Below are 16194 nucleotides of genomic sequence, written 5' to 3'. Positions count from 1 at the left end.
AAAACGCGTTTGTTTTATTGATGTCTTAACGGATGGCAAAATTAGAGGCTTTTTCGAAAGTATCAAAATATTGCACAAAAAAAATCCTGAAATTTCTAAAGTACTTTGACTATCAATAGCTTAATTTTTACCCCCTCTTACTTCATCTTCCACTTCTCCCCTAGGCGTCTTCGAACATCCCTAAAAAAAAGGCCATATACTGTCGCGCTAATGGATCCTCTTCCGCCTCGAAAATCTTCTTTAATGCACGCATCACCTCCTCATCTTCTACGAACCCAAACAGACTCTGAAAGGCTGTTAAACGAATATAATTCGCCTGATGGGTACCTGCTAAAGCCAATAAACGCGCCTTCGCCTCCGCCTGCTCCTGCTCAGTCCCTAACTCCTTAGCGAAATACTCTCCGACATAGCCGATGATATAGTACAAATTCTGCCCCGAAAAACGTGAGAGATGCTGTAAAAACCAAGCACCTGACCCGCATCCGAAACCTCGATGTAATAACCCGCCACTGCCGTCACCATCCGGATATTCGTTTCATCGCGGTAACGCGCCGCCAAAGCCGACCGGTCCGCTGTTTCATCCTCTAATAAGGCCGTTAATGCCGCAGCCGCCACATAATAACTCTCCTCCTCTAACCAGTCCTCGAGCTCCGAACGGTAGCCCTCTAATTGGGCCCTGCCCAAAAGCTCTATGGCCGCCGCACGCACCGTATTCCGCTCATCCCCCGCCGCTAACGCTGCCACGCGCTGGGTAACCTCAGGAGCTAAAGCTAACAGGTCCGGCTCCTGATACAGTGCGCCTAAGGCCTTCTCGCGAATCCCCCAAAAAGGATCCTCCAAGGCCTCTACCATCACGCGCAGCCGTAGCCCTTCGTCCCCGCGCTGCATCAGCGTGTCAAATGCCGCATGACGCGCTACCCCATAACGGCTCTCCCGAAACTGGGTCTCATAATGAGCGATGGGCAGCTGCGCACGCTTCTCCGCTAACAGCACATGCCGCTCATCCACATAAATGGCCTCCACACCCGGACCATTTTCTAAAGCCACCTGAAAGAAGCCCTCCTGAATCTCTACACGACGTGTTTCACGCACGCCTTCCCGGTACCAACTCACCTCCAGAGGAAGCCTGTAAAGGGGCGTGCTACCGAGGTCTTGGGTCTGCTCCACCTGTAACAAGACATTCTCCGGATCCGAATCATCTAAGGCGATCTGCAACTCAGGATGGCCACTCGCGAAAAACCACTGATCGAAAAACCAGCTCAAATCCCGCCCCGTCACAGCACGAAAGGCCAGCCGCAGCTGATCCGCCTCCACCGCACCATACGCATGCGCTTTCAGGTAATGCCGCAAAGAAGCAAAAAAGGCCTCATCCCCAAGGTAATCGCGTAGCATATGCAAAATCCGCCCTCCTTTCGCATACGAATGGCTATCAAACATGTCCTCAGGATCGGCATACTGATAGCGAATCAAATCCTTTTGGCCCCCGGCCGCCTCATCTAAATACTGCTCCATCTCTGCGATATGGTGTAAATCCGCATCGTCCTGACCCTCCTTATACGCATACCAGAGATACTCAGCATAATTCGCGAAGGCCTCATTCAAGGTCAAATTCGCCCAAGAAGCCGTCGTCACATAGTTGCCGAACCACTGGTGAAAAAGCTCATGCGCGATAATGCCGTCCCACTCACTGTCGATCGCCTCCCGCGTTGTCAGGTTTAAGGCCTCCATAAACACGGAAATGGTCGTATTCTCCATGGCACCCGACACGAAATCCCGGACCACGACCTGATCGTAGCGCTCCCAAGGAAAGGCAGATCCAGCAGATCGGAAAAGAACTGGATCATCTCTGGCGTGCGTCCGAACACGATAGGGCGCCTTCGGCAAAGGCCGGCTCCACATAATAATTCACCTGCTTGCCCTGCCACTCGTCCTGAATTTCCACGAAGTTACCGATCACCACCGCTGCCAAGTAAGGGGCATGGGGCTGCTCCATCAGCCAGCGATCCACCTGCAGGCCCTCCTCGGATTTTTGTTCCACCAGACGCCCATTACTCAGGCTGCGCATACCCTCAGGATACCGAAGAGTGAAATCCTGAGTCGTTTTCTGCACCGGAGTATCAAAGGTCGGGAACACTTGCTGTTATGCTCGGTCTCCCCCTGTGTCCAGGCTTGGCGGGGCTTATCGGGCTCCTCACCACGGGGATTTATGAAGTAAAATCCTTTCGTATCAGTGATGGCGCGGCTTCCCCCTCCAGCGTTTCTGTTCGGATGAGCGGTGTAGCGCACATGCAGCTGTAGGGTGTCCGTTCGGGTGTAAGCCTGCGGCAAAGAAAGGTGCAGGCGCCGCTCGTCATAGCGATAAGGAAGGGGGAGCAGGCTATCCCCTCGGAATAAATTGACAGCATGCAGGTCGAAATCTTTCGCATCCAGGGTGACCTCCGTCTGCGGAAAAAAGTGTGGATGCATCGTCAGCACCGCCTCACCATGTACCTGCTCCTGCTCAAAATCGATCCGTAAGTCCAGCTGTGTATGCAGAAGCACCATGTCCAGGCTTTGGATCCCTCGGTAGTTTTGGAGGCGGTCCTCAGCGGCACGCACCTGCTCACGACGCGCCTGCTGGGCTGCGAGCTCATTTTGCGCCAGCGCCAAAACCTCCTGGTCGGCACCGGAGCGCTCTACTTTTTCGGTGGATTTACAGGCCGTAAACGAGAGAAAAAGCAACAAATATGTAAAGCGAGTATAGATTTTCATGTAGTCGAAAAGAATCATTAGTATATTTAACGCAAAAAACAACCAAATGTACACAGTAAAATTAGATAAGACTAGCCACCAGACTGAAATTACCGCCGAGGGCCTACAGGTAGATGGCACCCTCCTGCAGTGGGACATTACCAAATCAGGAGAGCATCACTACCATGTGCTTTGGAATGGTAAATCCTTTAATTTCGAGCTTTTAAACCTAGATATGGAAGCCAAAACCCTGCGCCTGAAGCTAAATGGTGAGGTGGCGGAAGTGTCTGTAAAGGATAAATTTGACCTCCTGCTGGAGAAGTTGGGCATGGGGGCTGGCGCTGACGCGCAAATGAAAGAGATTAAGGCGCCGATGCCGGGGCTGATCTTTGATATCAAGGTTCAAGTAGGGGATGAAGTACAAAAAGGCGATCCGGTACTTATCCTAGAGGCCATGAAAATGGAGAACGTACTGAAGTCCCCAGGTGCCGGTAAGGTGAAGGCCATCTTAATCAAGAAAGGCCAGAGTGTCGAGAAAAATCAAGTACTCCTCCAATTTTAATAAAAAAAAGCCCCGTTTCTGCCAGGTAAAATCTATATTTGCCCAATTTATAGATTTTAATTTCTGATCGAAAAACACTTTCAAGGACATCCTAATCATGAAGTACAAGCGGATATTACTCAAATTAAGCGGAGAATCATTAATGGGCGAGAAAAACTACGGGATAGACCCTATCCGCCTACAGCAGTATGCTGAGGAGATTAAAAAGGTTCGGGACTTGGGCGTAGAAATCGCGATCGTTATCGGCGGAGGTAATATTTTTCGTGGTGTACAAGCTGAAAATACGGGCATAGACCGTGTGCAGGGCGATTACATGGGGATGCTCGCCACACTCATAAATGCGATGGCGCTGCAGAGTGCTTTAGAGCAAAACGGGATGTTTACGCGTCTCATGTCAGGGATTAAAGTGGAAAGTGTTTGTGAGCCCTTTATCCGTCGGCGTGCCATCCGTCACTTGGAGAAAAAGCGTATCGTTATCTTCGGTGCTGGTATCGGGAATCCATACTTCACCACAGACTCCACTGCGAGTTTACGGGCGGTGGAAATCGAAGCAGATGTGGTGCTGAAGGGCACGCGGGTTGATGGCGTTTATACAGCGGATCCAGAGAAGGACAAGACCGCGACACGCTATGCGACCCTTTCCTTCACGGAAGCTTACGAAAAAAATCTTAACATAATGGACATGACAGCGTTTACGCTTTGTCATGAAAATAATCTGCCGATCATCGTCTTCGACATGAATAAGTCCGGTAACTTGGAAGCCCTCGTGAACGGAGAAGAAGTAGGTACATTAATCACGTCTAATATTTAAGCGATTTTATGGAAGAGATACAAATGCATCTGGATGAAGCTAAGGAAATGATGCAAAAAGCGGTGGAGCACACCAAATCTGAGCTTGTGAAAATCCGTGCCGGAAAGGCCATGCCTAACCTATTAGATGGGATAATGGTCATGTATTACGGCGCCCCTACCCCGCTGCAGCAAGTTGCCTCCGTTACAACCCCTGAAGCACGGACGCTCTCGATAAAACCATGGGAGCGAAATATCATTCCAGACATCGAGCGTGCTATCATCAATTCAGATTTAGGCTTGCGCCCCAAAATAACGGTGAGGTGATCTTACTTACCCTTCCTCCCCTTACGGAAGAGCGAAGAAAGACACTCGTCAAGCAGTGTAAAGCGGAGGGTGAAAACGGTAAAATCAGCATCCGATCTGTGCGTAAAGACACGAATGAAGCACTAAAAAAACTTCAAAAGGAAGGAGCCTCTGAAGACGAGGTGAAGCGAGCGGAAGATAAAGTACAGAAATTAACCGATCAGTTCAGCGCGAAAATCGATGAGCTCATCGAGAAAAAAGAAGAAGAGATCATGACGGTCTAAGTCAGATATCTATCTGTATAGTTAAAAATAGCTACTCTTCGGCCTTAGCCATCGAGTAGCTTTTTTTATCCATCCTAAAATTCGAACAAAAACGAGGAGCAGAACGAAGAAGAAGCACCCAGACCAATGCACTAAGAGATCAGTCTAACGCCGGCCCTCCCAGGGCACATAAACCACTTTTTTGGTCTCAAAAAATTCCTCTTGGAAATAGTCCTCCAAGTGGTACGTGATGTAAGACACCATCACTTCCTCCATTTCCTCATCTACATCTCCGCCCTTGAGATAAAAAACGCCATTAATAAAGTCATGCTTGTCCTCCTTCTTAAACTTCCCCTTTAGCCAAGGATGGAAGTTGGCATAGCGCGTGACCGCACGGCTGATCACAAAATCATAGCGACGTACCAGCTGCTCCGCGCGTGCCTGTTCGGCCTCCACATTAGAAAGCCCCAGCTGCTTGGCCACATCTTTGACTACTTTGATTTTTTTACCGATAGAATCCACGAGGTGAAAATGAACCTCTGGGAACAAAATCGCCAGCGGGATACCCGGAAAACCTCCTCCCGTCCCTACATCCAAAACCTTAGTCCCTGCAAGAAAAGGCATTACCTTCGCGATCCCTAACGAGTGGAGCACATGTTTCACGTAAAAGTGCTCCATGTCCTTCCGGCTGATGACGTTAATTTTACTATTCCAGTCGGCATAGAGTGGCCCCAGCTGCTCGAACTGCGCATACTGCTGCTCGCTGAGATCCGGAAAATATTTTTTAATGAGTTCCATAATTGCTTGGCGCAAAAGAAATGAGAGCACAAAAGTACCATTTTCTTTCCAGACTTACAGACTATCCACAGGGGCTACTTGAAAAGGAAATGGAAAATGTAGCTGCTGCTGAACGCTTCTGGGCCATCAGCTACTCTTCTTTCGCTGCTGGCAAGGGCTCCGCCTCTGCTCCCTGCTTTCTTTCCGCGGAAAGGGCCAAGCCGCTATCCTGCTTTTGCCAGCGCACCTTTCCTAAAAAATAGTCCGCCAGTGCCTTTCCCTTCTGGGAACCATACTCGATCGCGGGCATGTAGTGGATGCCCCCATATAGTCTGCTGATCGCCGCCTCATCCGCAGCCTCACGGAAGGAATTAAATTTCCGAATCGGCAGACCAAAGGCCACCTCTGTAGAATCCACGAAAGCGAAGGGCTCTCCGAAAATCGCAGTAAGCGTCTCCGCAGCCGCATTTGAAATCACACTGTGCCCGCTGGTGTACTCCGGAAATGGTGGCGTCTGCAGGAGTGGCAGCCACTCCTCATCGATGTAGCGATTGATATATGTCTCTGGCCTTATAAGTGCAGAGCGGTATTTCTCATCCCAGCAGGCGATAAAACCATCGAAAAGCGAGATACCCGTAAGTGCGAGTGCCTCGGCATAGCCTGCCCAGTCCGCTCCAGCCGTCTTGGCGGCTATGGCTGCGATGCCCATCCAATGCCCCCCTGGCGTGATTTTCTTTTCCGCAAACATCACATGCCCACGTACATTCATCTTGTAAGGATTACAATCCCAGAAAAAGGCGATGTCACGCTGCTCAGGTGTAAGGTTTTGCGTAATCGTGAAGACCTCCTCCGCATCCTGATAGAATGCTGATCCCGGTTCCGAAGAAAATGCCGGCGGTGGCGGAACAGGGAACTGATGCGCATGCTCCATAACTAATGGACGAATCGTATTCCAGTGCGGCTCGATGCCCTCCATGTAAGCGGGCGGCGTAGGTTGCCAAGTCCCCGGATCATCACTGATGGCATATTTTTCAAACGAACGGCTCTCGTGGTAATTGTCCTTTTTGGCGAAAGCCAAAACATGCGCCGCGACCTCGGCTCCTAATGCTTCGGAGGCCGCGATCTCTTTTTTAGACATGCCCGCATCACGCACATACTGTAAAAGCTGAGCATAATGGCTTTCCATCATGTCCTCGGAAAAGATAAGGGCCTTGGCGACCGTGTAATAGGCGTGGCTGCCGCCAAAGGATACGAAAAAGTCCCTTCCTCAGGTAAACTTACCTCTAAAGCGGGAAAATCATTCAGCTGCCCTCCCAGACTTGCGTAGCGCTCAGGCTCAGCCAGTACGGCCAACTCATACGCCGCCAATGCTGGGTACACATAGATCCGGCTGGCTACAGGTGGAGAGAAAATATCATGGATGATGACCTCGGTCAACTTAAGCTGGGCAGCGACCAGAAACTCGCCTTCCTCTAAATGCGGGATGGCTGGCCGTTCTTTTTGCTCGGTACAGGAGATACTACCGATAATTCCGAGTAGGAGCACCGAAAACCAAAGCTTACCTACCCTATTTTTAATTACGCGAAACTTCATATACTACTTGACTTTTAACAGCTGAGAAGAGAATTTTCCGTTCAGCTGTCATTTTCAACCCTAAATCTACTAGATAAAGCGATTAATACAAAACTTCAGTTCCCTCGAGTCGCAGGAAGAGGGGCGTATCATCATTCCGAACCAGCAGCACATGCGGGCGACCACCGATCTGAATCCCGACAGCCTGCCGGAAACTCCCCCAGTAGCGCGAAGCTTGAAGGCCATGAGATTCCTTTTTCCAAGCTCCATTTTGCCAGCTCCACAGACTTAGCGCTTGTGCATCTGCACGGCCTAGGTCTACCCGATACGCGTAAAAATTACCTAAAGCCAGCATATAAGGCACCCCGTCCACTTGAAAAGGAAAGAAATCTTGGATCGGGCTAAACTGTGCCTCCAGCGGAAGGGCCTCGAAAGCTGCCGTATCCAGCCCCAGTGCTAGCATCCCCGACCGCAGCTCCCGAATCGGAAACTCCTCCACGCGCGCCAGCTGTTCTGGAGTGAAAATCGCCTCTGGCCCCTTCGACTGCGCGTAGGCCGCATAACTTGCATGCTGCCGCTTGAGAGCCGGCATCACGGTGATCAACTCATCCCGCGAAGAAAAAGGAACCAATGCATCGCCTTTATGGTGCATCAAAAAAGCCTCCCGCTTACCGTTTTGATCCAAGTCCCCCGTGTAGAGATAGGCTGGCCGAGCGTCCGAAGCTTTTAGCTTGGCATTTAGCCCTAAATTTCCTAAAAGCAGGTAGTTGGCTCCCTCCAGCTCCTGTACGCGCATCCCCGAGTACAAGCCCGCTGGGGCCAGCTCCTTCCATCGGACAAACTGCCCACTTTCATTTTGCCGATAGGCGGTTACGGCCATATACTCGCCCGCGAGCAGGAGTTCGAGCTTGCCATCCCCGTTCAGATCCTCCCAAAGCGCTTTTTGCAGCATGCCTGGCCTAAAGTCGGGGCCAAAATACTGCGCTGTGGCATCTCGAAAGGTACCATTCCCCTGATTAAGCAGCAAAAATGCCGGCGGTCGCTGCCCGAAATTTCCCGTCTCCACAGCCACGCCGATAAATAAATCGGGATAACCATCTCCATTCACATCCGACACAGCCACGGTCGCCGTGTTCTCCGCGATCGGGGGAAGTGCCTGCGGCAAAAAGGTGAAGCGCCCGCTGCCATCATTAATAAACACGCGGTCGAAATTAAAAACAGCCGTTTTGCCATGCTCATTTCCGCCACTGCCTACATAAAGATCCGGCACCCCATTTCCTGTAAAATCATGGAAGATCGCCACCACATCCTCCGCTTCGGCCATTTGCTCGAAGACAGGGACAGTTTGGGGGGTGAAAGAGCCATCCGGCTCTTGCAAAAATAATTTTGCGGCCTGCCCGCGGGCGCCTCCGAGAAAAATATCCTCTAAGCCATCTCCATTCACATCCGCCACGGCCACGGCGGGACCCTCCTGGCTGTACCGTCGCGGAATCAAGTATTCACGCCTGAAATCATTAAAGTCATTTTCCTCATGCCGCCAGTCTAGGGCTACCTGTGCCTGTCGAATGACAGGAGATGCCTCCAATAGAAACCGGTTCGGAAATGCCTCCTGCGTCCCTGTGCCCTTTTCTAATACCAAAAGACTATCTAAGGCGGGTACAGAAAAACGTTCGGCTTCGGTGGCAGACCAGCGCACCCAGAGGCCCTCCACCTCCTGCGCAGCGCCGATTCCTACATGCAGACGCGTAGATGCTCCCGACTGAAAGCCCCGACTGGTACTGTGATAGGCATGGCGCCAGCTGCCATCTGCTAAGGCCAGTAACACTTCCGCCCCCACCGCAAAAGGATTTAAACCCGCTCCTCTCAGCTGCAGCTGTACGAAATGCCCGGGATCCGTCAGCTGCCGGCTTCGATTTTCATACAAAAAAGCCGCCTGGTTCACATTATTCAAGACCAGATCCAAGTCGCCATCATTATCCAAGTCAGCATACATGGCCCCACTCGAATAGCTCTCCGCCCCCAGACCCCATTCCCGCTGCTGCTCTTCGAACCTTAGGTCCGCACGCTGTGCAAAAAGAAAGTTGGGCAACTTATCCTTAGGCAGAAGCGCGATCTGCTGTGCCTGAAAATCGGCAGCCTCCTCGGCCCGCACCTGCCCCTGGCCGTACTGGATAAAGTCCAAGTCATTCGGACGCAAGTAAATCCCGTTACTAACAAAAATATCCACCCGCCCATCATTATCCAAGTCGGCTAAAAGTGGAGACCAGCTCCAATCCGTCGCAAAGGTCTCCGTCAACAAAGCGATTTCGCGAAACCGACCATCGGGATGGTTCAGCTGCAGGTGATTGCGCACATACTGGGCACCATAGCCCATACGCTCTTTGATTTCAAACACCTCCTGCTTGTCCTCCCCCACCGATCGCATCCAGATTTCCGGATCCGCGGGCAACATATCCGTACTAAAAATATCCGGAAGGCCATCTTGATTTAAGTCAGCGATGTCATTTCCCATGCTGTAGCGTGACGTTTGGGACAGTTTCTCCGCACGCCGCTCTGTAAACGTGCCATCCTTATTGTTGATGTAAAGATAATCGTCCTCCGTAAAATCATTCGACACATACAAGTCTGGCCAGCCATCTCCATTCACGTCCCCGACAGCCACCCCTAGGCCGAAACCCAGGCTACTCGAAAAAATGCCTGATTCCGCCGTGACATCCTCAAAGGTGGGACTCCCCGTTTCCGCATGTAGATTACGATACAGACGATCCCCGCCTAAAGGTCCAAAGATTCAAATTTAGTATCGGCATGTGCGAAAACTTCCGGCTTTTTAATCGAATGATTCAGCAGGTACACATCCAAATCCCCATCCTGATCATAATCAAAGAAAACAGCATGCGTCCCGAACCCTACGAAATCCAGTCCATACGCCTCCGCCTCCTCGGTAAAAGTGAGATCGCCCTGATTAATAAACAACCTATTACGCCCCTTCAGCCCCTTATAGTCTCCCACCTCACAGACGTAGAGGTCTAAAAGGCCGTCACCATTGATATCCACGAACGTGGCACCTGTCGACCAGCTATCCGCAAGTCCCACCCCTGCACTGGCCGTGATATCGACGAACTGCATGCCCCCTTGGTTTAAAAACAGCTTGTTTTCACCCTCGTTCGCAGTCAGGTAGATATCATCCAAGCCATCTCCATTAATGTCCCCGATGGCCACACCGCCGCCATTATAATAGTACAGGTATTCTAAAATATTTAAACTGTCCGATGGCGTAAGCCTATTCTCGAAGCGCAGTCCAGACTGCTCGGGATCCAGCAGCTGAAAGCGCAGGTCTTCGGTTTCTTGAGGGGAATTTGGGGCGCAGCCCCAAAGTAAACTAACGCCAATCAAGACCCAAAACAGGCTGCCAGTAAGCAAAAAGGACCGACCCGAAACTGCATACTCGCTCAGCTTTCGCCCCATTTTCACGCGCAAATGCCCACAGCTATACCTCACGGATTCCCCCTTTCTACGACTTTTACCTGCTCCCAGACTTGCGTAGGCGCCTGATTCCGCAGCACCAGTAGCTGTCGCTTATCGCCCGGCAGCCAGTGAAGGTGACGCACATCGCCTTCCAGCCGCATGCCGTGCACCCTGTTCGGCACGAAATCAAAAGTTCCATCCCCTTTCCCGAGGAAAAGCTCACCGAAACTGGCGTCGTACTTGCCCATTTCGGGCTTCACCCCATATAAATTACCCCCTAAAAGGAGATCTGGAATACCATCATCATTAAAATCATCAATTAGCACACTGAAAATCCGGCTTTTCTGCGCTTCCCGCGGCAGTGGCTGTACCCGAAAAATGCCATCCTCTCCCTGCAGGAGCACGATAGAAGCGAAGCTTTGCACCTCCTTATACAGCGACCGCTCCAGCAGCGCAGGCTCGAAAATATCCTCTAAGTACTGATTGTTATAGGCACTATACTTCAGATAGCGCTTTTTCAAATAGGGCAGTTGGCGCTCCAGCTCATGCTTTAAGGTAATCGGCACATGCTTGCTGCCCTCCTTATAGGTGAAAACCTGCTCGACACTCCCATTTTGATCGAAATCATTCACCACCATCACAAGTGGCCGCTCCGTGCTGGGCTTGAGGCGTGAATTAAGACCCTGCGCTCCTAAGACGATATCCATACGGCCATTTCCACTGAGATCCGCCTGGCTCGCGGTAAAATACCAGCCACTCCAGTCTCCGAAAGGCTGCCGTTCATCTAGCTGCAGCTTGCCCTCCTGAATGAGGTAGAGCTGAGGTGCCATCCACTCACCCGCTAGCAGCACCGCCTGCTGTCCATTTACCTCCGTCACGAGGCCTGTCGTCACGAGACCCAGCTGTTCGAAGCCTGGCGCACGTGCCGCCGTCTCATCGCGGAACTTACCTTTTCCATCATTAATAAACACTTTGGTAGCCGCGGGCACACCATAAGCAAAAGGCACCAAACGCCCCCCTACGATCAGGTCTAGATGCCATCCCCCGTGAGGTCTACCGGCAGCACGACACTGCTGCTCGTCCGTAGCTTCGGCAGCGCATCACGTGCACGTATGAAATTCCCTGCACCATCTGCCAGATAAAGGCGATCCGTATAACCGGGATCCCCGAAGCCACTATCACTCCCTCCACTCGAGACATACAGGTCTGGATGACCATCTCCATTCGCATCGAAAAACACTGCATAAACATCTTCCGAGGAAGCGTCTTCGATAAGATCGGGCACCACCACGGGCTTCGCTACTCCTTTGGTATCCAGCAGGTAAAGCGCCCTGCGAAGCCTTTGGCACCGCCGATATAAATCAGCGTTCCGTCCGCTACAGTCGTCTCCGCGAAAGCAGGCCCCTCTGTCGAACGCTTATGGTAAAGCAGGCGCTCTCGATCGAAATCTACCAGCTTATTTTCTTCATGGGTATGTTGGAATGCAGGCCTCTCGGCCAAAGTAAACGCAGGTGCATGTACTTTTGGGTAGAAGCCTTCAGGGACAGCGGAAACGGCCTCTTCTTGGTCTAGGGTCAGCAGCTGATTCGTCTTTACCTGCTCTTTTACCGTAAAAGTACCATCTGGCCAGCGAACCGTCAGGCGCTGTACGAGGCTGTCTGCGCCGAGACCGATCGTCAACTTGGGATCTACGGAGGACTGAAACCCTCTGTTGGGCATCTGCTCCAGATACTTTTGGCCGGAGGCCGTGAGCACTTGAACCTGCGCACCGATAGCAGACGTGTTCATGCCTTTGCCCTTTAGCTGCACCTGAAGAAAATGATGCTCTGGCTGCAGCTGGGCGCTTTGATTCTTATAAATGGCCAATGCCCCATTCACCTGATTAACGACCAGATCCAAGTAGCCATCGTTATTCAGATCCCCGTACGCGGCACCGTTCGCGTGGTTAGGGGTATCCAAGCCCCAGCTGGCAGCCACATTTTCGAAGAAAAGATCGCCTTTATTTTGAAATGCATAGTTCGAAATAGGGTTAACAGGAATCGGGTCGATCAGCGCCTTGTAATCTACTGCTTCTTTGCTGATAATCTGCCGCTTCGTCTCCTCATTATCGATAAAATTCAGGTAGTCCAGATCGGTGATATCTTGGTAAATGCCGTTCGCTACGAACACATCCTTAAGCCCATCACTATCGAAATCCGCGATCAAAGCTGCCCAGCTCCAGTCTGTAGCTTCCATACCCGTCATGCGACCGATTTCCGAAAAGGTACCATCACCATTATTCAGGTGCAGCATGTTGCGATTAAACTGATAATGATAGTCGTGGGTCTTATTAAACTGAAACTTGTCCCAGTTTTCGAAGGTCGTCACCTGCTTCAATCGGGTTTGTGGCTCGGGGAGCATATCCGTCACGAAGATATCGGGAAAGCCATCGTTATTAATATCGGCGATATCGGCCCCCATAGAGGCAGCGCTAATGCTACGCATGTACTGCTCGAGCTCCTCGCTGAAGGTGCCATCCCCTTGGTTGATGTAGAGATAATCCTTTTCGAAAAAATCATTCGAGATAAAAATATCTGGCAGTCCGTCTCTGTTGACATCGCCGATGGTGATGCCCAGGCCGAAGCCAATGACAGAGCCGAAGATTCCGGCTTCTTCGCTTACGTCTACAAAGCGGCCGCCATCATTACGGTAGAGCTTATCTCCACCCACGGGATCGCGACGCACACGCTCGTTTTGCATCTTATTAAAACTTCCGATAGCCTGATAGCTATTGTTCAGCAGGTACACGTCGAGGTCGCCATCGCCATCGAAATCAAAGAAGACTGCATGCGTGGAAAACCCTTCATCCGCGAGGCCATAGGCTTCTGCCTGCTCGGTAAAGGTACCATCGCCATTATTAATGAAGAGCTCATTTTTTTTATTATCACCGGCCACATCACCGGAATTACACACATAAATGTCGAGCAAGCCATCGCCATTCACATCTGCCATGGCCACACCTGTGGCCCAAGCCGCATTTCCGGCTACTCCGGCGGCATCGGTAACATCCTCAAAGCGGAAGTCTCCTCGGTTTAGGTACAGCTTATTGGGGCCTTGATTCGCCGTCACATAAATATCCAACAAGCCATCCCCATTCACGTCACCTAAGGCCACACCGCCGCCATTATAATAGTTCCGATAGGTGAAAATATTAAAGCGGGGATCGAAGCCCAAGTCGTTCCGAAAGTCCACACCTGTCTCTTCGGGAGACAGGGAGCGGAAAAGCGTTTCCTGAGGTGCCGCATCCGGTTTCGAGTTACATGCCAACAGTACGGCACCGGCAGCTAGGACTAGTAAAAAGCTATTTATTCTCCTCATGAGCTAATCTCCGTAATATCTTTCACGCGCAAGTCTAGAATATCCACCCGTACCGCACTAAGACTCTTTATATATACACGAATAAGGCGATTTCCATCGATTTTCACCATCGCAAAGGCTCCGCTTTTGTCCTCTACACGGAAAAATCCTTCCCCGTACCAGCTGCTCAGAAGGCCGACTACATCCTCCACCAGCTTCTCAGATGTGGTAGCCGGATTCGTCGGAAACCAGTTGCGATACTGGAACTCCACAGGCATATAAAATATCTTATCTCCTTCGAAACGCGGATAAAAAAACATATTGGCTTCATTTCCCGAAGGTAGGTCTGGCTGATAGCGCACCATAAGCTCGTGTGCACCATTAATTAAAATCCCATGTTTATTCAGCTCCCAGCAGGTAGAAAAAAAGTCCTTTCGGGACATACCGAACTCCAAGCCTAAGAACAGCTCTTCGTAGATTTGGCCGGAGGCCAATTCCCGCTTCTTTGTCTTCTCATAGGTGGTCTCCAAGCTACAGCCCCCCAGGAGGCGCTGGCCGACAGGAGCAGCAGGAGCCCCAAACTGGAACGAAATGCCTTAGCTACGCTGTGAAAACACATACAGTTACTCCACTTTTTCATATACTAAACCGCTATCATGATTTCGAATGACTAAAATTTTTTCTCCATTTCGGCTGCGAATGGACTGCATATCCCGAATCTCACCTCTTACAAATAACCCCGACTCCTCAGCGGAAAGCACCCGCGGTGATGCGGGATCTCGATGGCTGAGCACCCAGCCAAAACTCCCCATGGCAGTTCCAAGCTCTGGTTTGATGCGCGACTGATTTCCACCTAACCATAGCTGCTGACTTTCGGGAATACTGTGAACCGCATAAATCGGAGCCGCCTGCAGCAGTTCGGGTAGCTTTTGCCGTGTAAACTTACCCGCTCCATCATTCAGAAACAAGTGATGCTCCAGGGTTTCCACTTCTAGCACGAGGCTCCGCGCTAAAACCTCAGCAGGGAATAAATCCTCCATCCGCTTATCCTGATACGCTTCGTAGGTAAGGAGCTGCTTTCGCAGTGCGGGGAGCTGACGCAAAAGAGGACCTTTGAGCACCAGTGGGTAAGCTTGAGCTCCCTCATAAATGGTAAGTAGCTGCTCGATACTGCCATTTTGATCGAAATCATTTACATAAAGGCGCATGGGCTGAGCAGCACTCGCCGATAAACGGGTATTCCGGCCATGATTCCCGAAAAAGAGGTCAGGATGCCCATCACCATTATAATCAAACACATGCACGGTGTTCCATAACCCAGAAGTTTTCGCAAAGCCCGCCTCCTGACTAATATCTACAAAGCGCTCGTTTTGCCATTTAAATACACGGATAGGCATCCACTCGCCGATCAAAACCACCTCATCGGAGCCATCACCGTCAATGTCGACGATTACCGCGTCTCGGGTCATCCCCACTTCCTTCCAAGCGGCCGTTTTTTCACCCGTTACGAGTGAATAGCCACCCTTTCCATCGTTTTCTAAGAGCTGCACATCCAGCGGTACCCCATAAGCAAAAGGAATCGACCTGCCCCCGACCAACAAATCCAGAAAACCATCTCCATTATAATCTAAGGTCCTCACAAAGGAAGTGCTAATCGGACGCGTGGGCAAAGCATTTTCAACTTGGGTAAATTGGCCAGCGCCATTATTCGTGTAAAGCCTGTCTTGATAGAGCATACTCCCTACCCCATGCTCGATGCTTCCCGAGGCAAGGTACAAATCGAGCGCCCCATCACCATTAACGTCTACGAAGAGCGCTTGCACATCCTCTGCCTCTGGCACAGAAAGATCCTGACTATGTCGAAAAGAACCATCCTCCTGCTGCAGCCAAACAGAACTTGCCTGACCTTTTGCTCCAGGCAGACAGAGATCATCTAGTCCGTCTCCATTCACGTCGGCTACAGCGATGCGCGGTCCCTCATTTGAAATCATATGGAAGCGCAGCCTATCCCGGTCAAAATCCACAAAATTACTTTCTTCATGTGACCACTCCAGCAGGGTGTCCGAAAGCCGATAGAGTCCCTCCTCTGCTTGTGGAAGCAAGTCGGACCAAGACGGATCTGAAGCCTGCGGTGAAACCTGTAAAAGTTGATTTGTAGCTACAGCCTCCAAGCGCGTACGTTGGCCATTTGGCCAGAAAATGATAACGGAATCCAGTTCGGTAATTGGGCCCAGCCCAAAATGCATGCGCTGATCCACCGAAGACATATAGCCTTTAACGGGGTTATGCTCCGCCATAAACTGCTGGTCACCTGCATAAAGCATCACGCGTGCTCCGAAACGCATGCCGAGATCCAGCTGCAAAAAGCGATGCTCCGGGTAAAGCGTTTCACTT

The 16194-nt window shown here is 51.0% G+C and carries 13 protein-coding genes and 2 pseudogenes; 3 read left to right on the top strand and 12 right to left on the bottom strand.

The genetic code is table 11. The features are described from left to right. Positions 1-160 precede the first annotated feature (160 nt). Genes A3SI_RS19990 through A3SI_RS19975 form a run of 4 tightly spaced genes read right to left on the bottom strand, consistent with a single transcriptional unit; the run spans position 161 to position 2751 of the window. A complete protein-coding gene (locus tag A3SI_RS19990) occupies positions 161-427 on the bottom strand; it encodes a hypothetical protein (RefSeq protein ID WP_238531550.1) in 267 nt (88 codons plus the stop codon). Next, positions 379-1884, bottom strand: coding sequence for a M1 family metallopeptidase (locus A3SI_RS19985; RefSeq protein ID WP_238531549.1), 1506 nt, complete (start codon positions 1882-1884; stop codon positions 379-381). The genes A3SI_RS19990 and A3SI_RS19985 overlap by 49 nt, the downstream gene beginning before the upstream one ends. Beyond that, a complete protein-coding gene (locus tag A3SI_RS19980; protein WP_238531548.1) occupies positions 1841-2110 on the bottom strand; it encodes a hypothetical protein in 270 nt (89 codons plus the stop codon). The genes A3SI_RS19985 and A3SI_RS19980 overlap by 44 nt, the downstream gene beginning before the upstream one ends. Then, positions 2053-2751 (bottom strand): hypothetical protein, encoded by a 699-nt coding sequence (locus tag A3SI_RS19975; RefSeq protein ID WP_238531547.1) that lies wholly within the window; start codon positions 2749-2751, stop codon positions 2053-2055. The genes A3SI_RS19980 and A3SI_RS19975 overlap by 58 nt, the downstream gene beginning before the upstream one ends. A 46-nt stretch (positions 2752-2797) precedes the next feature. Between A3SI_RS19975 and A3SI_RS00665 the strand changes: the two genes are divergently transcribed. From A3SI_RS00665 to frr, 3 genes and pseudogenes are all read left to right on the top strand, one after another. After that, the gene (locus tag A3SI_RS00665; protein WP_009053160.1) at positions 2798-3292 is read left to right on the top strand and encodes an acetyl-CoA carboxylase biotin carboxyl carrier protein subunit; all 495 of its coding nucleotides are present in this window, start codon (positions 2798-2800) and stop codon (positions 3290-3292) included. A 97-nt stretch (positions 3293-3389) separates the two neighbouring features. Next, complete coding sequence (gene pyrH / locus A3SI_RS00660) at positions 3390-4103, top strand: UMP kinase (protein ID WP_009053159.1); 714 nt, start codon at positions 3390-3392, stop codon at positions 4101-4103. A gap of 8 nt (positions 4104-4111) precedes the next feature. Continuing rightward, a pseudogene (frr, locus tag A3SI_RS00655) lies at positions 4112-4671 on the top strand (ribosome recycling factor). A gap of 144 nt (positions 4672-4815) precedes the next feature. Here frr and rsmG read toward each other — a convergent pair. The 8 genes and pseudogenes from rsmG to A3SI_RS19940 form a co-directional block, all read right to left on the bottom strand. Then, a complete protein-coding gene (gene rsmG, locus A3SI_RS00650; protein WP_009053158.1) occupies positions 4816-5448 on the bottom strand; it encodes a 16S rRNA (guanine(527)-N(7))-methyltransferase RsmG in 633 nt (210 codons plus the stop codon). 130 nt (positions 5449-5578) lie between these two features. Then, on the bottom strand, positions 5579-6616 hold the full coding sequence (locus A3SI_RS00645; RefSeq protein ID WP_238531546.1) for a vanadium-dependent haloperoxidase: 1038 nt from the start codon (positions 6614-6616) through the stop codon (positions 5579-5581). Beyond that, positions 6613-7020 carry a hypothetical protein gene (locus A3SI_RS19970; protein WP_238531545.1) on the bottom strand — a complete coding sequence of 136 codons (408 nt, stop codon included), beginning with the start codon at positions 7018-7020 and terminating at the stop codon, positions 6613-6615. Before A3SI_RS19970 ends, A3SI_RS00645 begins: the two co-directional genes overlap by 4 nt. An 82-nt stretch (positions 7021-7102) precedes the next feature. Further along, positions 7103-9661, bottom strand: coding sequence for a VCBS repeat-containing protein (locus A3SI_RS00640; protein ID WP_009053157.1), 2559 nt, complete (start codon positions 9659-9661; stop codon positions 7103-7105). A 110-nt stretch (positions 9662-9771) separates the two neighbouring features. Continuing rightward, positions 9772-10497, bottom strand: a complete 726-nt coding sequence (locus tag A3SI_RS19960) for an FG-GAP repeat domain-containing protein (protein ID WP_009053156.1) — start codon at positions 10495-10497, stop codon at positions 9772-9774. Then, positions 10494-13821 (bottom strand): annotated as a pseudogene (locus A3SI_RS23465) (CRTAC1 family protein). The gene A3SI_RS19960 and the pseudogene A3SI_RS23465 overlap by 4 nt, the downstream one beginning before the upstream one ends. Then, the gene (locus tag A3SI_RS00625) at positions 13818-14330 is read right to left on the bottom strand and encodes a hypothetical protein (protein WP_238531544.1); all 513 of its coding nucleotides are present in this window, start codon (positions 14328-14330) and stop codon (positions 13818-13820) included. The pseudogene A3SI_RS23465 and the gene A3SI_RS00625 overlap by 4 nt, the downstream one beginning before the upstream one ends. A gap of 93 nt (positions 14331-14423) precedes the next feature. Next, a complete protein-coding gene (locus tag A3SI_RS19940) occupies positions 14424-16163 on the bottom strand; it encodes an FG-GAP-like repeat-containing protein (RefSeq protein WP_238531543.1) in 1740 nt (579 codons plus the stop codon). Between the last annotated feature and the right edge of the window lie 31 nt (positions 16164-16194).

Origin of the sequence: Nitritalea halalkaliphila LW7, assembly GCF_000265075.1 — a bacterium.
GTDB lineage: Bacteria > Bacteroidota > Bacteroidia > Cytophagales > Cyclobacteriaceae > Nitritalea > Nitritalea halalkaliphila.
This window is presented reverse-complemented; position numbering and strand designations above follow the sequence as displayed.

Coding starts and splice junctions, on each gene's coding strand:
- A3SI_RS19975 (WP_238531547.1), bottom strand. CDS start 2,751: ATGAAAATCTATACTCGCTTTACATATTTGTTGCTTTTTCTCTCGTTT.
- A3SI_RS00665 (WP_009053160.1), top strand. CDS start 2,798: ATGTACACAGTAAAATTAGATAAGACTAGCCACCAGACTGAAATTACC.
- pyrH (WP_009053159.1), top strand. CDS start 3,390: ATGAAGTACAAGCGGATATTACTCAAATTAAGCGGAGAATCATTAATG.
- rsmG (WP_009053158.1), bottom strand. CDS start 5,448: ATGGAACTCATTAAAAAATATTTTCCGGATCTCAGCGAGCAGCAGTAT.
- A3SI_RS00645 (WP_238531546.1), bottom strand. CDS start 6,616: ATGATGGAAAGCCATTATGCTCAGCTTTTACAGTATGTGCGTGATGCG.
- A3SI_RS19970 (WP_238531545.1), bottom strand. CDS start 7,020: ATGAAGTTTCGCGTAATTAAAAATAGGGTAGGTAAGCTTTGGTTTTCG.